This is a genomic window from Brevundimonas sp. UBA7838, assembly GCF_002500885.1.
Classification (GTDB): domain Bacteria; phylum Pseudomonadota; class Alphaproteobacteria; order Caulobacterales; family Caulobacteraceae; genus Brevundimonas; species Brevundimonas vesicularis_C.
Map to the genome: position 1 here is coordinate 1 of NZ_DLTK01000052.1, position 17,428 is coordinate 17,428.

Annotated in this window: 17 protein-coding genes and 1 pseudogene; 2 read left to right on the forward strand and 16 right to left on the reverse strand. The window is 65.1% G+C overall.

All coding sequences use genetic code 11. The features are described from left to right. The 5 genes from pheT to B3T77_RS03570 all read right to left on the reverse strand — a co-directional run. On the reverse strand, positions 1-1,626 hold a 1,626-nt coding region (gene pheT, locus B3T77_RS03550), incomplete at its 3' end, for a phenylalanine--tRNA ligase subunit beta (protein WP_292077283.1). Next, on the reverse strand, positions 1,623-2,018 hold the full coding sequence (locus B3T77_RS03555) for a hypothetical protein (RefSeq protein ID WP_052689542.1): 396 nt from the start codon (positions 2,016-2,018) through the stop codon (positions 1,623-1,625). The genes pheT and B3T77_RS03555, both read right to left, overlap by 4 nt. Next, positions 2,015-2,428, reverse strand: coding sequence for a hypothetical protein (locus B3T77_RS03560; RefSeq protein ID WP_066552620.1), 414 nt, complete (start codon positions 2,426-2,428; stop codon positions 2,015-2,017). Before B3T77_RS03560 ends, B3T77_RS03555 begins: the two co-directional genes overlap by 4 nt. 12 nt (positions 2,429-2,440) lie before the next feature. Next, the gene (pheS, locus tag B3T77_RS03565; RefSeq protein ID WP_292077287.1) at positions 2,441-3,517 is read right to left on the reverse strand and encodes a phenylalanine--tRNA ligase subunit alpha; all 1,077 of its coding nucleotides are present in this window, start codon (positions 3,515-3,517) and stop codon (positions 2,441-2,443) included. Positions 3,518-3,693: 176 nt separating this feature from the next. Beyond that, positions 3,694-4,668 (reverse strand): polysaccharide deacetylase family protein, encoded by a 975-nt coding sequence (locus B3T77_RS03570; protein WP_292077289.1) that lies wholly within the window; start codon positions 4,666-4,668, stop codon positions 3,694-3,696. Between the two features lie 168 nt (positions 4,669-4,836). On the opposite strand from B3T77_RS03570, the gene B3T77_RS03575 reads away from it, so the two are divergent. Continuing rightward, a complete protein-coding gene (locus B3T77_RS03575; protein ID WP_292077291.1) occupies positions 4,837-6,432 on the forward strand; it encodes an ATP-binding protein in 1,596 nt (531 codons plus the stop codon). Between the two features lie 91 nt (positions 6,433-6,523). On the opposite strand, the gene rplT is transcribed toward B3T77_RS03575, so the two are convergent. The 5 genes from rplT to B3T77_RS03600 all read right to left on the reverse strand — a co-directional run bounded on the left by rplT (position 6,524) and on the right by B3T77_RS03600 (position 10,290). Then, entirely contained in the window at positions 6,524-6,877 is a 354-nt protein-coding gene (gene rplT / locus B3T77_RS03580) for a 50S ribosomal protein L20 (RefSeq protein ID WP_017506327.1), read from the reverse strand. 55 nt (positions 6,878-6,932) lie between these two features. After that, positions 6,933-7,130, reverse strand: a complete 198-nt coding sequence (rpmI, locus tag B3T77_RS03585) for a 50S ribosomal protein L35 (protein WP_003166435.1) — start codon at positions 7,128-7,130, stop codon at positions 6,933-6,935. A gap of 161 nt (positions 7,131-7,291) precedes the next feature. Continuing rightward, on the reverse strand, positions 7,292-8,596 hold the full coding sequence (locus B3T77_RS03590; RefSeq protein ID WP_292077295.1) for an MFS transporter: 1,305 nt from the start codon (positions 8,594-8,596) through the stop codon (positions 7,292-7,294). Positions 8,597-8,680: 84 nt separating this feature from the next. Further along, on the reverse strand, positions 8,681-9,202 hold the full coding sequence (infC, locus tag B3T77_RS03595; RefSeq protein WP_055752751.1) for a translation initiation factor IF-3: 522 nt from the start codon (positions 9,200-9,202) through the stop codon (positions 8,681-8,683). Between the two features lie 125 nt (positions 9,203-9,327). Continuing rightward, the gene (locus tag B3T77_RS03600) at positions 9,328-10,290 is read right to left on the reverse strand and encodes a glycosyltransferase family 9 protein (protein ID WP_292077300.1); all 963 of its coding nucleotides are present in this window, start codon (positions 10,288-10,290) and stop codon (positions 9,328-9,330) included. Positions 10,291-10,361: 71 nt separating this feature from the next. Between B3T77_RS03600 and B3T77_RS03605 the strand changes: the two genes are divergently transcribed. After that, on the forward strand, positions 10,362-11,102 hold the full coding sequence (locus B3T77_RS03605; RefSeq protein ID WP_292077303.1) for an alpha/beta fold hydrolase: 741 nt from the start codon (positions 10,362-10,364) through the stop codon (positions 11,100-11,102). Between the two features lies 1 nt (position 11,103). Here the strand turns inward: B3T77_RS03605 and aguB are convergent, their stop codons facing one another. The 6 genes and pseudogenes from aguB to B3T77_RS03635 form a co-directional block, all read right to left on the reverse strand. Continuing rightward, positions 11,104-11,967: an N-carbamoylputrescine amidase gene (aguB, locus tag B3T77_RS03610; RefSeq protein ID WP_091748950.1), complete on the reverse strand. Its 864-nt coding sequence runs from the start codon at positions 11,965-11,967 to the stop codon at positions 11,104-11,106. Further along, positions 11,964-12,983, reverse strand: a complete 1,020-nt coding sequence (locus B3T77_RS03615) for an agmatine deiminase family protein (RefSeq protein ID WP_292077305.1) — start codon at positions 12,981-12,983, stop codon at positions 11,964-11,966. The genes aguB and B3T77_RS03615 overlap by 4 nt, the downstream gene beginning before the upstream one ends. A 132-nt stretch (positions 12,984-13,115) precedes the next feature. Continuing rightward, entirely contained in the window at positions 13,116-15,476 is a 2,361-nt protein-coding gene (locus tag B3T77_RS03620; RefSeq protein ID WP_292077307.1) for a TonB-dependent receptor domain-containing protein, read from the reverse strand. 173 nt (positions 15,477-15,649) lie between these two features. Further along, a complete protein-coding gene (locus tag B3T77_RS03625) occupies positions 15,650-16,900 on the reverse strand; it encodes a capsular biosynthesis protein (RefSeq protein WP_292077309.1) in 1,251 nt (416 codons plus the stop codon). A 110-nt stretch (positions 16,901-17,010) separates the two neighbouring features. Next, complete coding sequence (locus B3T77_RS03630) at positions 17,011-17,250, reverse strand: hypothetical protein (protein ID WP_292077311.1); 240 nt, start codon at positions 17,248-17,250, stop codon at positions 17,011-17,013. Positions 17,251-17,298: 48 nt separating this feature from the next. Continuing rightward, positions 17,299-17,428 (reverse strand): annotated as a pseudogene (locus B3T77_RS03635) (cell envelope biogenesis protein OmpA); the annotation flags it as partial.

The window sequence follows — 17,428 nt, forward strand, 5'->3', positions numbered from 1 at the left end:
CAGCCGGTCGTCGCCGCCGCCGAACAGGGCCGCCGTCGATTGCTTGGTGAAGGACCAGGTGACGGCCTCCGCGTATCCCAGGGCGGCCAGGGCCCGGCGCGCGGTGCGGACGCGGGCCTGGCGGGGGCTCAGCACCCCGCCGGCGGGACGGGTGGCCTCGGGCAGGGGCGTGTCGGGCAGGCTGTCGAAGCCCTCGATGCGCGCAACCTCTTCCACCAGATCGGCCGGGCCTTCGACATCGCGGCGCCACGAGGGCGGAGTGACGAGCCAGGGCTCGGCCTGACCGGCGGGCGCGGCCTGAACCAGGAAACCGAGCTGGCCCAGGATGGTCCCGATCCGGTCGTCGGCTAGGTCCATGCCGCTGAGACGCTTCACATAGGCGGGGTCAAAGGCGAAGGGCGCCGGGCTGGCAGGCGGTTCGCCGACGAAGACGATTTCCGACGGCTCGCCGCCGCACAGGTCCAGGATCAGGCGCGTGGCCAGTTCGAGACCCGGCGTGACCGAGACCGGATCGACGCCGCGCGCGAACCGGTACTGGGCGTCGGAATGGATGCCCAGCGCACGGCCGGTCTGGGCGATCACAAGCGGGTCGAACCAGGCGCTTTCCAGGAAGACGTCGGTGGTGGTCTCGTCGCAGCCGGTGCTCTCGCCGCCCATGACGCCGCCCAGGCCGATGGGGCGCTCGCCCCCGGCGTCGGCGATGACGCAGTCGGCTGCGGATGCGGCGTAGGTCTTGCCGTCCAGGGCGATCAGATGTTCGTGCTCGCCGGTCGCGGCCGACACTTGGCCTGCACGCACCACGATCTCGGTCCCCGACAGCTTGGCGACGTCATAGACGTGCAGCGGGCGAGCGCGGTCATAGGCGATCAGATTGGTTACATCGACCAGACGGTTGATCGAGCGCAGGCCGATGGCGGTCAGTCGCTTCTGCAGCCAGGCCGGCGACGGGCCGTTCTTGACGCCGCGAATGACGCGACCGGCGAAGACCGGGCACATCTCGAGCGCCTCCAGCCGCACGCTGATCGGCGACGGGAAGGCCCCGCGCACTACGGCGATGTCGAAATGCTTCAGCTTGCCGACGCTGGCGGCGGCCAGGTCGCGCGCGATGCCGGCGACGCCCAGCCAGTCAGGCCGGTTCGGCGTGGCCTCGAAATCGATGACCGGCTCGGCGCCGAACAGGCCGGCCACCGGCGTGCCGACGGGGATTTCCGGCGGCAGTTCCTGAATGCCATCGCTCTCGTCCGACAGCTCGAGCTCGGAGGCCGAGCACAGCATGCCGTTCGACACCACGCCGCGCACCGGCTTCTCGACCAGGGTCACGCCCAAGCCCGGCACATAGGCGCCGATGGGGGCGTAGATGGTGGTCAGGCCCGCCCGCGCGTTCGGCGCGCCACAGACGATCTCCTTCAGCCCGTCGACCGTCTCGACCTGGCAGACCTGCAACCGGTCGGCGTTGGGATGCCGCTCGGCCGAAACGATCTTGGCCACGGTGAAGGGCGCCAGTTTGGCGGCGGGATCGAGCACCTCCTCGACCTCCAGCCCGGCCATGGTCATGGCCTCGGCGATCTGATGAACATCCGCCTCGGTTTCGAGGTGGTCCTTCAGCCAGGACAGGGTGAACTTCATGCCGTCGGCCCCGCCACCGTCGGAACGGCCGCCAGTTGCTCTAGAATCTCGGCAGCTCCGGTGAAGCCGACATTGTAGAACTCGCAGCCCACGAAGGTGCAGTCATGCATCGGGATGGTGCCCAGCGCCTTGTCCCCCATCGGCTGAAGCAGAAGGTTCTTCATGCCCCCGCGCGAGTCGCCGAAGTTCGTCTCATCGAACGTCGTGCCGGGTCCGACCAGAACGATCGCCGGGCCATCCAGCCGGCAACCGGTGAAGGTGCGCCCCACGACCGCACCCTTGTCACGGCAGTGCTGATAAAGATCGTGCAGGTTCAGATCGACGTTCTCGAACGTGGTCTGGGTCAGGTCGCGCGCAAGATTGACGGGACGGTTGATCGGAAGCCGGCTCATGCTTGGTTCTCCCGTGCGCTGAGGAGGTCGGCCTCGATCTGCTCAAGCAGATCCGGGGCGCCGGTGAAGCCCACCTGAACGAAGCGGCAGCGGACAAAGCGGCAGTTGGACATGCCCACGACGCCCGCGATCATATCGCCCATCGGCTGAAGCAGCAGCGTGCGCGGATTGGACGCCACGCCCATGTTGCAGCTGTCGAACGTCGTGCCGTTCATGACCGCCATGACGGCTGGCCCCTCGATCAGACAGTTCGTGAAGGTCTTGTCCTCGATGAACGTCTTGCCGGCGTTCATGTGATGAACGGCCAACGACGGCAGCCAAACGGCTTCCTTTTCGAAGGTTGTGCGGGCCACCAGTTCGCGGCCGAATTTTTCTTCGGCCGACATCGGCGTTTCAGTTTGATCGGTCATCTTGAAACTCGTTCAGCTCAGGCCCGAGGCCGGGTTGGGGGCGGAGAAGGCCGAGAAGCCGTAGTGGGACAGCCAGCGGGTGTCGGCGTCGAACATGGGGCGCAGGTCGGGCACGCCGTATTTCAGCATGGCCAGCCGATCCACGCCCATGCCGAAGGCGAAGCCCTGATATTCGTCCGGGTCGATGCCGCAGTTCCTGAGCACATTAGGATGCACCATCCCGCAGCCCAGGATTTCCAGCCAGTCGTCGCCGGTGTTGAACACCAGTTTCCCGCCCGAACGGTCGCAGCGGATGTCCATCTCGGCCGAGGGCTCGGTGAAGGGGAAATGGTGCGGCCGGAACCGCGCCTGGACCGCGTCCAGCTCGAAGAAGCGGGCGATGAAGGTCTGGAGCGTGGTCTTCAGGTGACCCATGTGGATGTCGCGGTCGATCACCAGGCCTTCGATCTGGTGGAACATCGGCGTGTGGGTGGCGTCCGAATCCTTGCGGAAGGTGCGGCCCGGCGCGACGATGCGGATCGGCGGCTTCTGGCTCATCATGGTGCGGACTTGCACCGGGCTGGTGTGGGTGCGCAGGACCTTCCGCTCGCCCGTCTCGGGGTCCGGCTTCAGGAAGAAGGTGTCATGCATTTCCCGCGCCGGGTGTTTTGGCGGGAAGTTCAGGGCGGTGAAGTTGTGGAAGTCGTCCTCGATGTCCGGACCTTCGGCCACGGCGAAACCCATTTCGGCGAACAGGGCGATCATCTCGTCCATCACCTGCATGGTCGGATGGACCCCGCCCTTCCTGCGCGGACGCGCCGGCAGGGTCAGGTCGATGCGTTCCGACAGCAGGCGGGCGTCCAACTCGGCGGCTTCCAGCGCGGTCTTCTTCGCGGCGATGGCGGCGGCGACGCGGTCGCGCAGGCCGTTGATCATCGGCCCCTGTTCGCGGCGTTCGTCGGGGCTCATCGCCCCCATGCCCTTCAGCAGGCCGGAGACGGAGCCGGACTTGCCCAGGGCGGCGACGCGCACCTCTTCCAGGGCGGCGACGGTTTCCGCGCCGCCGATGGCGTTGATCAGGTCGAGTTCGAGTGTGGCGAGATCGGTCATTTGCCCCGTGCCTTAGAGCATGATCGGTTCGGACGGAACCGCCTCGCGGTTCCGACAGGAGCGTGAATCATGCTCACGGTGAAAATAAGGGCCTGATTCACGGCATCAGCGAAATCGCGAAGCGATTTCCCCTCAGCCGATCAGGCCCTGACGGGTGGAAGCCGTTTCGTCACCCTTCAAGGGGCCGATGCGATGGCCTGAAGTTCCGACGCCGACGCCTTGTTGGCCGCAACGATCCAGGCAGGCGGTTCCGGCTCCCAGCGGATGGGCCGGCCGTCGGTCTGCATCCAGCGATGCAGCCACGAGATTCCGTTGGCGCGGACATAGGTGTCAGGGTGCTGATAGATCGGATCGGCCAGCGCCTCTTCCAGCGGCACGAAGCGATAACCGCGCGCCAGATACAGGGCGTGGATCTGCGGATACCAGGCCTGGTTCAGGGTGCTGGCGTGCAGCAGCAGCACCTGCGCCGGTTCACGCCCGCCCGCCACCTCGGCGCTGTAGGGTTCGAAGAAGTCCAGCACCGTCGCCATATGCGCCACATAGGCCTGACCGATGCGCTGCATCAGCGCCTGATCGCCGATCTGCTCGGCCTTGCGATAGACGTCGGCGAACATCCAGTCGTTGTTGTCGAGGGTCACAGGCGCGATCGTATAGCCGCGCTGGGCCAGGCCGGCGGCGATGGCGTCGTGCTTATCCTGCGTCTCGCCGGTAAACAGATAGGGGTGGCGGAACCAGCGCAGGGACCGTCCGCGAGCCTCAAGCACCTGCCGAACGATCGGCGCCCCGGCGTCCACGTCGGCCAGATAGGCCTCAACCGTCGTCGAGTGGATGTTCAGATGGGTGTTGGTGTGGTCGCCCAGGTCCAGACCAGCGTCCAGCCAGACGTTCAGCACGCGCGGCAGGATCGTGGCGCGCTCGACCTCGCACACTTTGCCCGCATTGACGAAGGCCACGCCGTGCGTGTCCAGCGGCTCCAGCATGGCGACGAAATCCTGGGTGATCGTCATCAGGCGCGCCGGATCGCACAGGGTCGCCGTATCCGTCTGGAACGGCAGGTCGTCGAAGGTCACGGCGACGCGTCGATCCTGCGCGGCGGCGGGAGTGATCAGGGCGAGGGCGGCAGCCAGGCCGCAGATCAGGGTGCGCATCATGCGGCGAGGCTATCGAAGTCGCGTGCGCGAGGGAATATCGCGCGCAATACGGACTTTCCATCCGCCCACGGATCGACTGTCGAAAACCCGCCGCGAAAGGTTCATGAACGGCAAAGCTGGCGTTAAATATCACCGTCTAATCAGGCCTCCGGACTTGCGAGGACCTTGATGCCGCTGATCGGTGATTTCGTCGACTTGATCGCGCCTGTGGCCCCGTCCACGCCGGGCGCCGATGTGTTCGAACGGTTCCAGACCGAGCCGAACACGCTGGCCCTGGCTGTCGTCGATGACGATGGCCGCCCCCTCGGCATCATCGAACGCAACGCCTTCACCCTGAGGATGGCGGCCGAGTTCGGACGCGCCCTGTATGCCCGAAAGCCCGCCGAAAGCCTGATGGACCGCAATGCGCCGGTGGCGGAGGCGGCGACCAGCGCCGAGGCCTTCTTCCACGCCTATGGCGCGGCGGAACTGGGCGCCTTGCTGACGGGCTTCATCGTGGTGGCGGACGGCCGCTACGTCGGCGTCGGCACGGCGCTGCAGGTGGTGCAGGCCGGCGCGGCCCTGCACCGCCAGCGGGCCGAGGAAATGAGCGCCCTGGCCCGCGACCTGGCGCTGGCCGAGGCCGAGGCCGTCGCCTCCAGCCGGGCCAAGTCCGAGTTCCTGGCGGTGATGAGCCACGAGATCCGCACACCCCTGAACGGGGTGCTGGGCGTCGCGGCCCTGATGGACAAGAAGCTGGAGCAGGAAGAGCTGCGTCCCTACGTCCGCACCGTGATCGATTCGGGCCAGAGCCTGCTGCGGCTGCTGACCGACGCGCTGGACATGTCACGCGCCTCGGCCGGCATGCTGACGCTGGAGGAGGAGCCGCTGGACCTGTCGGCCGTCGCCTTCGACATCGACGCCCTGTGGCGCGCGCGGGCCGAGGAAAAGGCCCTGGCCCTGACCATCCGCACCGACCTGGCCGTTCCTTGCGTTCAGGCCGACGGGATGCGGTTGAAGCAGTTGCTCAACAATCTGATCGGCAATGCGCTGAAGTTCACCCTGACGGGCGAGGTCGTCGCCCTGATCGAAAGCCACGCCGACGGCGAGGTGATCTTCACCGTGGACGACAGCGGCCCCGGCGTGCCCGAGGCGGCGGCCGCGACCATCTTCGACCCGTTCAACACCGGAAAGGCCGGGCGCGAGGGGGCGGGCGCGGGCCTCGGTCTGGCCATCTGTCGTCAGATCGCCGAACGGATGGGCGGCGCGATCTCGCTGGGCGCCTCGCCCCAGGGCGGCGCGCGCTTTCAGGTGCGCCTGCCGCTGCGCGTCGCGACCGAGAACACGGCGCCCGCTCCGGCCATGGCTGAGCCGACCCCGCACGACACCCTGCATGTGCTGGTGGTGGACGACAACGCCACCAACCGCTTCGTCGCCGGCAAACTGCTGGAGATGTTCGGCTGCACCTGCGAGATGGCCGAGAATGGGCGCGAGGCGGTGGATGCCGTCAGCGAGCGTCCGTTCGACCTGGCCTTGATGGACATCAAGATGCCGGTGATGGACGGCGTCGCCGCGACGCGGGCCATCCGCGCCCTGCCCGGCCCGGCCGGCGCCCTTCCGATCCTGGCGCTGACGGCGAACGCCGATGAGCGCGACGAGCTGGACTATATCGCCGCAGGCATGAACGGGGTGGCGCAAAAGCCCATCCAGCCCGACGCCCTTCTGAACGCCATCCGCATGGTGCTGGCGCAGAGCCAAGCATCGCATGTCCCCAAGGCGGCCTGAAACGAACAACGCCCGCCCCGGAAACCGGAGCGGGCGTCGTTCTTGTTGCGCTACACTCGCGACGCGGTCGCTCGCGGCTTGAGCACAGCTCTTACGCCAGGGCGGCGCGGACCTTGTCGGCGACAGCCTTGAAGCCGGTTGCGTCAGCGGCGATCGCGGCCAGAACCTTGCGGTCCAGTTCGATGCCGGCCTTGTTCAGGCCGTTGATGAACTGGCTGTAGGTGAAGCCTTCCAGACGGGCGGCGGCGTTGATGCGCTGGATCCACAGTGCGCGGAAGTTGCGCTTCTTGGCGCGACGGTCGCGATAGGCGTATTGCCCGGCGCGATCGACGGCGGCCTTGGCCGTACGGATGGTATTCTTGCGGCGGCCGGAGAAGCCCTTGGCCTGCTCCAGAACCTTCTTGTGCTTGGCGTGCGAGGTTACGCCACGTTTAACGCGAGCCATGTCGCTATTCCTTCAAATTCTTTGGGATGGAGATCAGTCGTACAGCGCGCGCCGATCAGGCGTACGGCATGTAGGATTTGATCTTCTTGGCGTCGGCGTCGGCCATGACCGAGGTGCCGCGGTTCTGGCGGATGTATTTCGAGTTGTGGCTGATCAAGCGGTGACGCTTGCCCGCAACGCCGGCCTTAACCTTGCCAGTGGCCGTGAATTTGAAGCGCTTCTTGGCGCCCGACTTCGTCTTCAGTTTCGGCATTTCAGTCTCCTTTTTGGAGGGCTACCGTCCTTTGGACTGCTTGAGCCCATGGGAGGTATCTCTCCAGAGTTTAAGAACCGCCCAGGCATGCCTGTTCGCCTGGCGGTTCGGTACGCGAAGGCGCGGCTTCTACGTGAAGAGCGCCGCCATTGCAAGACGAGTCAGGCCATGGCTTTGACGCCGCCCTCGCCGCTGCGAATGACGCGTCCGGCGTTGATCGCCATCAGGGCCGCCGGGGTGGTCAGCAGCGCCCCGATCACGAAGGGCCAGTCATGCCCCAGCCCCGAGAACAGCGCGCCCGCGATCATCGGCCCGAAGATGCGCGCCACCGAGCTTGAAGCCATGTTCAGACCCAGCATGGCCCCCTGCCGATCAGGCGGCGAGGCGCGGCTGATCATGGCCGAGATGTTGGGCATGGCCAGCGACATGCCGCACGCGCCGATCGCCATCACGATCGGAATGATCCAGCCTTGGACAACTGGGATCGTCAGACCGCCCAGCTCGAGCCGCGTCGCGGGAAACCACGCGACCGGCGCCAGCACCTGCAACACCAGCGAGGTTCCAAACAGCAGCATGCCGGTGGCCAGCACGCGAGATTCGCCGAAGCGTCGCGCCAGCCGCCCGGCGAAGAACCCCTGGTTCAGCGTTGAGACGATGCCCACGATCATGAAGCTGAGCCCCACTTCGCGCGCGCCCCATTGATAGCGGCTCTCGGACCACAGGCCGAACACGCTCTCCATCGCCGAAAACCCGGCCATATAGATCAAGGTCACGACCAGCACGCGCGACACCACGGCATTGTCGCGCGCATCCTTCAGCCCCGCCAGGAAGGCCGGTCGCGGGGCGGCGGGATCGGCCTTGGCCCGGCTCTCGCGCAGGAAGACGACGACGCCGACCGCCGCGACCGCCGCCAACGCCGCCGCTAGGAAGATCGGCAGCTGATAGCCCAGCCGCCCCAACTGCGGCTGCGTCAGCAATCCACCCAAGCCCGGTCCGACGATGAAGCCCAGGCCGAACGCCGCCCCGATCAGACCCATCCGCCCGGCCCTCTGCTCGGGCGGGGTCACATCGGCCACATACCCCTGAACCGTCGAGATATTGCCCGCGCCCAGGCCGGTGAACAGCCTGACCGCGATCGCCAGCCAGATGTTGGGCACGAAGGCCAGCATCAGATAGCCCAGCGCATTGGCGATCAGGGTCATCAACAGCACCGGCTTTCGCCCGATCCTGTCCGACAGCCGACCCCAGAACGGCTCGGCGAAGAACTGACCCAGCGAATAGGCCGAAAACATCAGCGTGATCTGCCAAGCCTCGGCCTTCAGGCTCTGGGCGAAGAACGGCAGCAACGGCACCACCAGCCCAAACCCGACCAGATTGATGAACACCGTCGCAAACAACACGGCCAGCGCCGGTGTCTTGAGCTTAGGCGGCGGGGTGCGCGCAGCGACCGTATCGGCGTTCGTCATTTCCCACGCTTAGCCGTTTCTCCAGCAAAGAAAAACGCCCCGGTCTCGGGACCGGGGCGTTTGGTATTCAGCGATGGATCGCGATCAGCGCGGGGCCAGGATCATGATCATCTGGCGGCCTTCCATCTTGGGCGAGAACTCGACCTTGGCGACTTCGTCGAAGTCGGCCTGGACCTTGTTCAGCAGCTTCATGCCCAGTTCGGGGTGCGCCATTTCGCGACCGCGGAAGCGCAGGGTGACCTTGACCTTGTCGCCTTCCTCGAAGAAGCGGTGCATGGCCTTGGCCTTCACCTCATAATCGTGGGTGTCGATATTCGGACGGAGCTTGATCTCCTTCAGCTCGACGACCTTCTGGCGCTTGCGCTGCTCGGCCTTCTTTTTCTGTTCCTGGAAACGGTGCTTGCCGTAATCGAGGATCTTGGCCACCGGCGGCTCGGAGGTGGAGACGATCTCGACCAGGTCCATCCCGGCTTCCTCGGCGGCTTCCAGAGCAGCGGAGGTGGGCATGACGCCCTGTTTTTCGCCGTTCTGATCGATGAGCAGAACGCGAGGGGCGCGGATATCCTGGTTCATACGCGGCCCGTCTTTCACGGGTGGCGCTTGCATGGGACGGCGAATGGGCGTCGTTTCCTTATGTGGTCAGAAAAGGCATGTGTCGTGATGAGCGAATGCACGCGGCGATCGCCACGTTCCCCTCAAGGCCGGCAATATGCGCCGCGAGCCCCGATTTTTCAAGGGTTCGCAGGCGTTTCGACGATGTAGGCGTCATGCAGCGCCAGCGCCGCGTCGAAGACGTGATCCACCGTCAGGTCCTCGATCGGCGCGAACTGGCCGCGCGTCTCGTTGGACGCCGCCGTGCGCGTCTTGGGTCCCCAAGGACCGTACAGCCACCACTCGGTCGGACCGAACAGACCCAGGGTCGGCCGGCCCAGCGCCGCCGACACGTGCATCAGACCCGAATCGTTGCCGACGAACAGATCGGCCCGATCGATGGCGGCGGCCGAGGCCAGGATGTCGCCCTTGCCGACGAAATCGATGCCCCGCGGCCCCGCCGCCTCCAAAGCCGGGGTCGCCGGGGGCCGGTCACCCGGTCCGCCCACCGGCATGAAGCGCCAGCCGTTGAAGCGCGGCTCGGCTTTCAGCTTCTCGACCAGCGCGCCCCAGCGATCGGCGGGCCAGCTCTTGCCCGGCTGATGCGCGATGGGGGCCAGGGCGATTATCGGGCCGGGACCCGCGCCGCCCGCCAGCTGCCGATCGATCACGGCGGCGGCCTCGGCCCGCGCCTGATCGTCCAGGAAGATTTCGGGATCCAGCGGCGTCGGCGAACCCATCAGCCGCGACACCATCTCGACCTTGCGCAGGCCCGTCTCCCAGGAGCGATTATAGACGATGCGCCGCTTCGCCGGAATCAGATAGCTGAGCGCCGAACCCCGGATGTCGATCACCAGATCCCAGCGCGTGCCGACGACCTGTTTCCACAGATCGAGCCAGTGGCCAGACAGCTTCTTCTTGTCCAGCACGATGGTGCGCACCACGCCGGGCGCATTGCGGAAGAAGGGCGCGGGCGGCCGGCCGCAGGCGACGGTGATCTCGGCCCCCGGGACCTGACGCGCGATCTCGCGGATCACGCCCGACGAGATGACGCAGTCGCCGATGCGGTTGGAGGTGACGAACAGGACCTGGGGTGCGGACATGGGTCTGTGTTCCGCCATCGCGCGTCGCGGTCAAGGGTGACGACGGCGGAAAGTCCGGGCAGAACATCCGCATGAGCGACATCCAGCACCAGTCCCGCCCCGACGGCGAAGCCCTGGCCTTCAAACGCGTCGACGGCGACGGCCCGACTGTGATCTGGGTCGGCGGCTTCCGTTCGGACATGGAGGGGACAAAGGCCCTGGCCCTGGACGTCGCCGCGCGCGAACGCGGCTGGAACTTCGTCCGCTACGACCATTTCGCCCATGGCCAGTCCTCCGGCGACTGGAGACAGGCCACCATCGGCCGCTGGCGCGAGGACGCCGTCGCCCTGATCGACAGCCTGTCCGGCCCGGTCATCCCGGTCGGCTCCTCGATGGGCGGCTGGGTCTCGCTGCTGGCGACCCTGGCGCGGCCGGACCGGATCCAGGGCCTGGTCCTGGTCAATCCGGCCCAGGACTTCACCGATCGGCTGATGTGGCCCGGCCTGGCGGACCACGAGCGCCAGGCCATCCTGCGCGAGGGCGAAACCCTGATCGTCGAGGAGGGTCTGGGCGAATATGCCCTGACGCGGCGCATGTTCGAGGAGGCGCGTCACTGGCTGCTGCTGGACGGCGTGATCGACATCGCCGCCCCGGTTCATATCCTGCAAGGCCGCGCCGACGACGTCGTGCCCTGGCGACATCAGGTCGAGCTGGTCGAACGGCTGACGGGCGGCGACGTGCGCCTGGACCTAATCGAGGGCGGCGATCACCGGCTTTCGTCGCCGGCAGACCTCGACCGACTGGTCGCGGCGGTCGAGGCGATGCGGGGGTAGATCAGCCCCTACCCGTCAGCGCCCCGTACAGGTCCGTCCGGCGATCGCGGAAGAAGCCCCAGGCCGCGCGGTATTTGTCCAGTTCGTCCAGGTCGAAGCGGTGCACCAACACCCCCTCCTCCTCGGCGCCCAGTTGCTCGACCAGTTCGCCCTGCTGGTCGGCGATGAAGGAATGGCCGTAGAAGGTCTGGCCGACCTCGGTTACGCGCTCATGACCGATCCGGTTGGCGCCGACGACCGGCACGGCGTTCGACACCGCATGGCCCTGCATGGCGCGGCGCCACGGCTCGGCCGTGTGCAGGGTCGCATCATGCGGCTCGGTGCCGATGGCGGTCGGGTACATCAGGACATCGGCGCCCATCAGCATCATCGCCCGCGCCGCTTCCGGGAACCACTGGTCCCAGCAGATGCCGACCCCGACCTTGCCGAAGCGAGTCTTCCAGACCTTGAAACCCGTATCGCCCGGCCGGAAATAGTATTTCTCCTGATAGCCGGGGCCGTCGGGGATATGGCTCTTGCGATAGACGCCCAGCGCCTCGCCGTCCGCGTCCAGCATGACCAGCGAATTGTAATACTGAGGCCCGTCCTTTTCGAAGATCGAGACCGGAATCGCCACGCCCAGCTCCTTGGCCACCGGCGCCATGGCCGTGACGCACGGGTGTTCGCGCCACTCATAGGCCTGGGTGAACCAGTGCTCTTCCTGCGAGACACAGAAATACGGCCCCTGGAACAGCTCCGACGGCAGGATCACTTGCGCGCCCCGCCCCGCCGCCTCGCGCACGAAGGCGATGGTCTTGTCGATATTCGCCTGCATGTCCTCGCCGTACGAGGTCTGGATGCCGGCGACGGTGATGTTGCGGGTCATGCGGGCTCCTGCTGGGAGATGCAGTGGAACGAGCCGCCGCCGGTCAGGACGGCGTTGGACGGCAGCGGGATGATCTCGCGATCGGGGAAGGCATCCTTCAACGCCTGGCAGGCCATGTCGGCGGCGCGCACATCGCCATAGGTGGGCACGATCACCGCGCCGTTGGCGATCAGGAAGTTCATGTGACTGGCCGGGATCGGGCGTTCGTCCTCGTCCAGCACCAGACCCGGCGACGGGATGCGCACGACCTTCAGCCGACGGCCCGCCGCATCGGTCACGGCGGCCAGATCGCGCGCCGTCGCGTCATAGACGTCGGCGTTGACGTCGTTCGTGCCCCAGGCGACCGGGCAGGCCACCACGCCCGACGCGACGAACCGCGCCAGATTATCGACGTGCCCGTCGGTGTGATCGTTCAGCAAACCGTCACCCAGCCAGACCACCACCTTGGCGCCGACCGCCTTCTCCAGCGCCGCCGCCGCGACGGCCTCATCCTGGTTCCAGGCGGGATTGCGGTTCGGGTTCAGCAGGCACTGGCGCGTGGTCAGGACGGTCCCCTCCCCGTCGTGATCCAGCGACCCGCCCTCCATGACAAAGTCGTTCCAGGTCAGGTCCACGCCCGCATGTCGGCCGATCTGTCCGGCGACCAGATCGTCGCCCGGCATGTCATATTTCCCGCCCCAGCCGTTGAACTTGAAGGCCGCGGCCGTTTTGGATCCCGCGCCGAAGATCGGCCCGGTGTCGCGCAGCCAGACGTCGCCAAACTGGCCGGCCACGATCTCGACATTCGCCACGCCCGTAAAGCGCGCCTGGGCGTCGGCCAGAGCCTCGGCCTTGCCGACCATCAGCTTGACCTGCTCGCGGCCCGGGCCAGCCAGAGCCCGCACCAGACCCTCGACCTCGTCCTGCGCCTGATCCAGCGCCTCGAACCAATATTCCGCATGGCTGGGCCAACCCACCCACATGGCGCGGTGCGGCGCCCATTCTGCGGGGATAGCGGCAGCAGTCGGATCGGTCATGCGGGCATCCTCAAGAAGGGCCGAACTGGGAGCCGCGCCATATGGCCCCAAGCGCCCCCGACTTCAACGTCAGCCACGAAAAAGGGCGGCCCGCGAACGGACCGCCCTTCGTCGTTTCAGTCGAACGTACGCTTAGAAGGAAGCGCGCAGGGTGACCATCGCCGTGCGGGGGGCGCCCAGCTGATAGCTGGCCGAACCGGTGGTCGAGGTCGAGATATCCGCGAGGTATTCTTCGTCGAACAGATTGATGACGTTGAACTGGATGTAAGAACCGCCATTGCCGAGGCTGGCCAGGTTGTAACGAACGTCGAGATCAAACGTCGTGTAGTCGGGCGCCACTTCGGTGTTGATGTCGTTGGAGAACCGCTCACCAACGTATTTGCCTTGCAGGCCCAGGTCGAACGGACCGACCGAGTAGGCGACCCGCATGCCGTATTGCCACTCCGGCGTTTCCACCAGACGGTTGCCAGCGGTCTGGATGAAGACGGGAACGCCGTTCACCACGCCGTTAGGCAGGTCGTTCTTCACTTCGCTGTCCGTATAGGTCACGGAGCCGGTGATGTTGAACTTGTCGAACGGCGACCAGCCCAGTTGGCCATCGAAGCCTTGAAGCGTCACGTCACCCACGTTGCGGGTCAGAAACAGGCCGGCGGCTTCGTCGAAGGTGCGGACGATGCGGTTGGAGTAATCCGTCTTCCAAGCAGCGATCGAGCCGATCAAGCCGGCGGCTTGATACCGATAACCGAGGTCGTAGGACTTGGTGCGTTCCGGTTCCGGGTTCACATCGACCACGTCATAGAGGTCGTCGGTGCGCGGCGCGGAGAAACCTTCGGCGTAGCTGGCATAGACCGAGTTGTGGTCGGCGAAGCGCCAAGTCACGCCACCGTTCGGCAGAACCGCGTCATACTTCTTCTCGAACGAACGCGGCTTGCCGTAGCGGTTCGCTGCGCTGCTGTTCATCGAAGAGGCCGGGAACGTGACGAGGTCCGTACCGGCGACCGGCGTGCCCGCCTCGGTGGTGCAGTAGGCGTTAAAAGTGTCGCGCTGATAGCAGTAGTTGTTCAGCTCGCGATCGAAGTACGGCGCACGAACGCCGAGGTCTAGGCTGATCGCGTCGTTGAAGAAGTTGCCGCGGTATTCAGCAGCGATCTGATTCAGCTTGGCGTAGGACAGGCGGTCGCGGCGGCGCAAAATAGTGCCGTCCGGCAGATTGACCGGCGTGCCGTTACGGCCGGCGAAGGGATCTTCCGGCTTGCCGTTAGCGTCGATGTAGCCGAACTGGCCCGTCTGACGGTGACGACCATTGTCGTAGGTGTAGGCGAGGCGCAGACGGTTGTCATCGTTAATGTCCCAGATCAGCGAGCTGGTTAGAGCGTAACGGTGCGTGTTGGTGATGTTGGGGCGGAACAGGGTGACCCGCGTGGCGCCATTGATAACGCCGTCGCGATTCAGATCGACGCCGGCTGCCGTGGAGTTGCCGATCAGCTGCGGGTCGGTTTCGCTCATGGTTTGAGTGCCGCCGCCGTGCGCCAGCACGTACTGGAAGGACGGGTCGATGGTCAGAACCAGATTGTCGCGCAGAGTAAAGCGCGAAGCCCCGCGGATGTTGCCCGTGTTCGAGGGGTTGATGTTCGTCAGAGCAGACGGAAGCGTATTGCCCGACTCATAGGCCGTCCCGGCGTTGAACTGAGCCAGCGTTTTGCGGGCGATGAAGCTGTTGCGGTTTTCGTTGTAGTTGGCGGTCAGCGAGAGGAAGTCGCCGTTGTCGCCGAGCGGCTGATAGATACGCGCGTTGTATTGGGTCTTGTCGACACCGCCGGCACCAATGAAGTGGTCATACGCGGTCTTCGAAGCCGAGAACCAGGCAGTCGTGCCCCAAGGGCCGAATGCGCCCGTGTCGACCAAGCCGAAAAAGCGGCGGTAGCCGGTTTCGCCAATCGACGGCTGCAGAATGACGCCGAACTCCTGCTCGGGACGACGCGTGGAATAGTTGACCGTGCCGCCTGTGGCAGAAGCCGTCGGGCTATCGACATCGGTGGTACCGAGGTTGACAGTCGCCCGGCTGATCAGTTCCGGATCCAGCTGCTGGTTGGAATAGATGGCGTAGTTGCCGGTGTCGTTTAGCGGAACGCCGTCTTGAGTCAGCGAGATACGCGCCGAGTCGAAGCCGCGGATCGTGAGATCGCCGCCCGAAGAGCCGAAGGCGTCATTGTTGGTGAAGTTCACGCCCGGCAACAGATTGATCGAGTTGAGAATCGTCTGTCCCGGCGCCTGGGTCGAGATGTACTCTTCGGTGATCGATGCCCGCGACTTCGCGACCGTCTCGGCGACGATCGCGCCGTCGATCGAGCGCGGTCCACGCTGGCCGGTGACAACGACCTGGTCCAGTTCGGTCGCTTCCGTACCGGTCGACTGAGCGGAGGCGGCGCCGGCGAAGGCCAGCGAGCCGGCAAGGGCGGTGGTCGCCCAGATAAGGCTTTTACGAGTAATCATTACATCTATCCCCAGATGGACGGCGCCGACGGCCTTTTTGGCGGCAGACGTCCATCGCCTGTCGCAATCCAGCCCCCCCTCTAGGGCCGATGTTGAAATCTTGGGCGACAGTTATGTAACAACAATATGACAGAGACAGAGGGTGGTCTGGGCGCCACACCTTGGGGGCTGGGCTAGGCTGACGCCCGCTCAAAAATGTCCGCGATGCCATTCGCCGTTGGCACGATGGCGTGCGGCTCATGATAATTGCCGTTCACTTGGCTCTGGGCGATCACATGCGCGCGGAAACGTATGAACAGGTCGCTGTCCGGCGCATCGGGTGCGCACCAGAAAGCATCCAGCGGTTTCTGGTCAGTCAGCCCCTCGAAGTCAAAGAAGGCGTCGCCCAGAACCTTGACCGGCGTGTGGAAGCCCAGCGCCGACAACGCGGCGCTGGAGTTGTTGACGACCATGCCCATCGATGCGCGGCAAAGCGAGGCTAGATTGCCGCCGTCGATGAAATCCACACGACCCTCTAGGCCATATTCTCGGGCAAGCCGCATTGTGACTGCGCGCAGATTGACCAAACCGGGGTCTAGGGGATGGTTCTTGACCGCCAACCGCGTCTTCGGCGATGCATTCGCAGCAAAGCTGGCGATGATGGCGGTCAGGAAAGCGCGATTGTCGGTATATCGAGAATAACGCAGCAGTTGCGCATCGCCCTCCCGTTGCAGGCAGGCGATGAAAAACTTGCCCTTGGCCCTGATGATGTCGGCATCGCAGTTCTCAGGCCGGCGGAACGCAAGACTGACATAGCGTCGGATATGGCCCAGGCACTGTTTGAGCGGTGAAAAGACATACGGCGCTGTATAGTTGGGAAAGAACATTTTCCCAGCGACCTGCACCGTATGATAGGCGCTGATGTTGGCGACGTGATAAGGTAGTATTTTCCCGACCGCGACTGGCTGAGGCAGCTTCGGCGCCGGTTCAGGATAGCCGTCGCGGAATCTTGGCAGCGCACTAGAACCGTTTACGCCGTCGCGCTCAACTGTCACCCAATCAGGACGAAAATAACCGTTTTCCAAGACCCAAATACGCGCGCTCAAGCTTTCAGCTGCGTCAAGTACCGCACGGTTGTAGGCTCCGACCTCGCCAAAGACGATAACGTCGCTGAAATTGTCGGCAATACGTGCTAGGCGATCGGTCCAGGATTTCGCCGTCCCCTTGAACACCAGTCCACCTGGTCTTCGCCAGTTCATCGCATCGCCGGCGTTAAAGATCATGCGATTGACGAGCGCGCCGCGCGCCTCGAGCACCGAGGCTAATGCGACTCCGAACGATCCGAAGGGGGCCGAAACGATCAGGAACCGGCGGCCGGATAGGCGGTATCGACCGCCTTGCCATTTTGCGGGGAAGGCAGCAATGACCGCTGGGTCGGAAAGCACCGCTGAACGCAGTCGCAGAGATACGCTCGGCCGAATGTCATCTGCCCTTAATCGATAACGGCGACGACGCCGCGCCGACAGAACTCGAGAAGACGAACGCACGTCTACCATCACGCCCACCGGTACAATGACGGAACAGAAACCGCTTCGGCACGGCCGTTGCAACCGAAGAGTTTGTCGACAAAGGGCATCGTTGCCCTTTTGTCGCGACCACCTTTCGCGATCAATCGAAAACGCCCGAAGTTCAGAAATTTTAAAACGTGGCCCTTTGAGCGTTGTTTTTTAGCATCAAAGCCGCCGCCGCCGGGAGGGCGACGACGGCTCGATGTCTTTGGAACGACGACTTCCATGCTTCGCAGGTTGCTGGTTGGGTGATCCCAACCAGCTCCCTTAAAGCCTTAGAAGTTGATGTCGATGGTCGCGCGGCGGTTGAGCGGTTCGCGCACACCGTCGGCGGTCGGCTTGGCCAGGTTGGTCTCGCCCTTGCCGTCGAGGGCGATGACGCCACCGTTGACGCCCGAGGCGACC

Bases quoted from the DNA above. Each gene is read 5' to 3' on its own strand.
- B3T77_RS03555 (WP_052689542.1), bottom strand. From the start codon at position 2,018: ATGAGCCGGCTTCCGATCAACCGTCCCGTCAATCTTGCGCGCGACCTG.
- B3T77_RS03560 (WP_066552620.1), bottom strand. From the start codon at position 2,428: ATGACCGATCAAACTGAAACGCCGATGTCGGCCGAAGAAAAATTCGGC.
- pheS (WP_292077287.1), bottom strand. From the start codon at position 3,517: ATGACCGATCTCGCCACACTCGAACTCGACCTGATCAACGCCATCGGC.
- B3T77_RS03570 (WP_292077289.1), bottom strand. From the start codon at position 4,668: ATGATGCGCACCCTGATCTGCGGCCTGGCTGCCGCCCTCGCCCTGATC.
- B3T77_RS03575 (WP_292077291.1), top strand. From the start codon at position 4,837: ATGCCGCTGATCGGTGATTTCGTCGACTTGATCGCGCCTGTGGCCCCG.
- rplT (WP_017506327.1), bottom strand. From the start codon at position 6,877: ATGGCTCGCGTTAAACGTGGCGTAACCTCGCACGCCAAGCACAAGAAG.
- rpmI (WP_003166435.1), bottom strand. From the start codon at position 7,130: ATGCCGAAACTGAAGACGAAGTCGGGCGCCAAGAAGCGCTTCAAATTC.
- B3T77_RS03590 (WP_292077295.1), bottom strand. From the start codon at position 8,596: ATGACGAACGCCGATACGGTCGCTGCGCGCACCCCGCCGCCTAAGCTC.
- infC (WP_055752751.1), bottom strand. From the start codon at position 9,202: ATGCAAGCGCCACCCGTGAAAGACGGGCCGCGTATGAACCAGGATATC.
- B3T77_RS03600 (WP_292077300.1), bottom strand. From the start codon at position 10,290: ATGTCCGCACCCCAGGTCCTGTTCGTCACCTCCAACCGCATCGGCGAC.
- B3T77_RS03605 (WP_292077303.1), top strand. From the start codon at position 10,362: ATGAGCGACATCCAGCACCAGTCCCGCCCCGACGGCGAAGCCCTGGCC.
- aguB (WP_091748950.1), bottom strand. From the start codon at position 11,967: ATGACCCGCAACATCACCGTCGCCGGCATCCAGACCTCGTACGGCGAG.
- B3T77_RS03615 (WP_292077305.1), bottom strand. From the start codon at position 12,983: ATGACCGATCCGACTGCTGCCGCTATCCCCGCAGAATGGGCGCCGCAC.
- B3T77_RS03620 (WP_292077307.1), bottom strand. From the start codon at position 15,476: ATGATTACTCGTAAAAGCCTTATCTGGGCGACCACCGCCCTTGCCGGC.
- B3T77_RS03630 (WP_292077311.1), bottom strand. From the start codon at position 17,250: ATGGAAGTCGTCGTTCCAAAGACATCGAGCCGTCGTCGCCCTCCCGGC.